Annotated in this window: 2 protein-coding genes; one reads left to right on the top strand and one right to left on the bottom strand. The window is 67.5% G+C overall.

Annotated features, from left to right (window positions below; all coding sequences use genetic code 11):
- Positions 1-54: 54 nt before the first annotated feature.
- Positions 55-1,548 (bottom strand): MFS transporter, encoded by a 1,494-nt coding sequence (locus ACFWF3_RS32455; protein ID WP_379317665.1) that lies wholly within the window; start codon positions 1,546-1,548, stop codon positions 55-57.
- A gap of 129 nt (positions 1,549-1,677) precedes the next feature.
- Between ACFWF3_RS32455 and ACFWF3_RS32450 the strand changes: the two genes are divergently transcribed.
- Positions 1,678-2,355 carry a TetR/AcrR family transcriptional regulator gene (locus ACFWF3_RS32450; protein ID WP_378991403.1) on the top strand — a complete coding sequence of 226 codons (678 nt, stop codon included), beginning with the start codon at positions 1,678-1,680 and terminating at the stop codon, positions 2,353-2,355.
- Positions 2,356-2,378: the final 23 nt, after the last annotated feature.

The following is a 2,378-nucleotide window of genomic DNA, read 5'->3' as shown; positions in this document are numbered from 1 at the left end:
ACGATGGCCCGAACCGATTGTCGGTTCGGGCCATCGCCGTTCAGTTCTGCGGGATCAGTGCGCCAGCACCGGTTCGCCTTCGGCCGGGGCGGGCACCGTGTTCGGCATGATCGCCGCGATCACGATCGCGCCGAGCACGAAAGTGGCCGTCGCCCACCAGAAGCTGGTGGTGTAGCTCTCGATCGCGCCCTGCGCCATCGTGAGCGGGCCCGGCTGGTGCGAGGACACGTAGTCGGTCATCGCCGAGGCCGCGATGGTGCTGAGCAGCGCGGTACCGATGGACCCACCGACCTGCTGGCTGGTGTTGACCATCGCCGAGGCGACGCCGGCGTCCTCGTGCTGCACGCCCGCCGTCGCACCCTGGAACGCGACCGACATCGCACCACCGAGGCCGAGGCCGAGCAGCACCAGCGCGGGCAGGATATGGGTGGCGTAGCCCGAGTCCAGACCGATCCGGGTGAGCCACAGCATGCCCGCGGCGGCGACCAGGAATCCACCGCTGATGACGATCTTGGGTCCGACCTTGGGCAGCAGCAGCGACGGCGCGGTGGTCGAGGAGACCACCATGCCCGCCACCATCGGCAGGAAGGCCAGGCCGGTCACGATCGGCGTGTACGCCAGGGTCAGCTGCATGTAGAAGGTGAGGAACAAGAAGATCGCGAACATGCCGATGCCCATGACGAACACGGTCAGGTACGACGCGCCGCGGGTGCGGTCGGCGACGATGCGCAGCGGCAGCAACGGATGCGCGACCTTGGTCTCGACCCAGACGAAGGCCGCCAGCAGCACGGCGCCACCGATCAGGAAGGCCAGTGTGGTCGGGTCGCTCCAGCCGTTGGACTCGGCGTGCGAGAAGCCGTAGACGATACCGAACAGCGCGGCGGTGACGGTGACCGTGCCGTACCAGTCGAGCTTGGGACGCGAGGTCGACGTGTGCTTAGCCAGCAACAGCACGGCGCCGACGAGCGCGACGGCGGCGAAGATCAGGTTGACGTACATCGCCCAGCGCCACGACGCCCATTCGGTGAGAACGCCACCGAGCAGCAGGCCGATCGCACCACCGGCACCGGCGACGGCGCCGAAGATGCCGAACGCCTTGGACCGCTCACCGGGTTCGGTGAAGGTGACCGTGAGCAGTGAGAGCGCGGCGGGCGCGAGCAGCGCACCGAACACACCCTGGCCGACCCGGGCCGCGACGAGCATCTCGAAGCTGGAGGCCGCACCGCCGATGGCCGAGGCCACCGCGAAGCCGACGAGGCCGACGATGAAGGTGTTGCGGCGGCCGAACAGGTCGCTGAGCCTGCCGCCGAGCAGCAGGAGGCTGCCGAAGGCGAGGGCGTAGCCGGTGATGACCCACTGCCGGTCACCGTCGCCGAAGCCGAGGTCGGCCTGGGCCGCGGGCAGCGCGATATTGACGATCGTCGCATCGAGCACGACCATCAGCTGGGCGATGCCGAGTACGGCAAGCACCCACCAGCGCAGGGCGTGCGAGCCGCGGCGACCGGTATCCGCGGGGCTCTCGAGCCCGGTGTCGAGTGTGGTGGTCATAACTCCCCTAGAAGGTCTGCGGGTGGTTTCAGGTGGCATAATCGGAGATACCGCCTCCGCTTCATTCGAAGCTACCAGAGTAACGGAGAAATGACCTCCACTTAATCCCCGGATTGATAGGATGTACTTGTGAATCACGCCACGACGACTGCCACACCACCCCGCAGGCTGCGCGCCGACGCCGCGCGCAATCAGCAACGCATCGTCGCGGCCGCCCGTGAGCTATTCGCCGATCACGGCCTCGAGATCACCCTCGACGACGTCGCCGAACGCGCGGGAGTCGGCGTCGGCACGGTGTACCGGCGCTTCGCGAACAAGAAGGAACTGATCGCCGAGGTCTTCGACCAGCACGTGAAGGACTTCGCCGACGCGGCCGACGCGGCCATGAGCAACCCGGACGCCTGGCTTGCGCTCGTCGAGTTCTTCGAGAGTGCGTGCAAACACCTGGCGACCAACCGCGGCTTCGGCGAGGTGATGCTCGAACTCGAGGAAGATCCGGCCCGTTTCGCCGAGCTGCGCGACCGGATCCAACCGGCGGTCGCGGGCATCATCGATCGTGCGCGCGCGGCGGGCGCGGTGGACCCCGATATCGCGACCACCGACTTCTTCGCGCTGATCCACATGGTCAATTCCCTCGCGGAGTTCGCGGCGCCGATCAATCCCGAAGTATGGCAACGGTATATGGCCATCGCACTCAACGGCGTCCGCACCGACGCGGTGCCGCGCAGGCCACTGCTGGTCGCGCCGATGACCAACGAGGAAGTCGAGCAGGCCAAGGCCGCCGGCTGCCTCGGACGTCGTCGCTGAGCCGAAACCTGCCCATCCAGTAG

The sequence above is a fragment of the Nocardia sp. NPDC060220 genome, assembly GCF_042727815.1.
Taxonomy (GTDB): domain Bacteria; phylum Actinomycetota; class Actinomycetes; order Mycobacteriales; family Mycobacteriaceae; genus Nocardia.
Note: the sequence above shows the minus strand (reverse complement) of the source record. Positions and strands in the feature narration are given on the sequence as shown.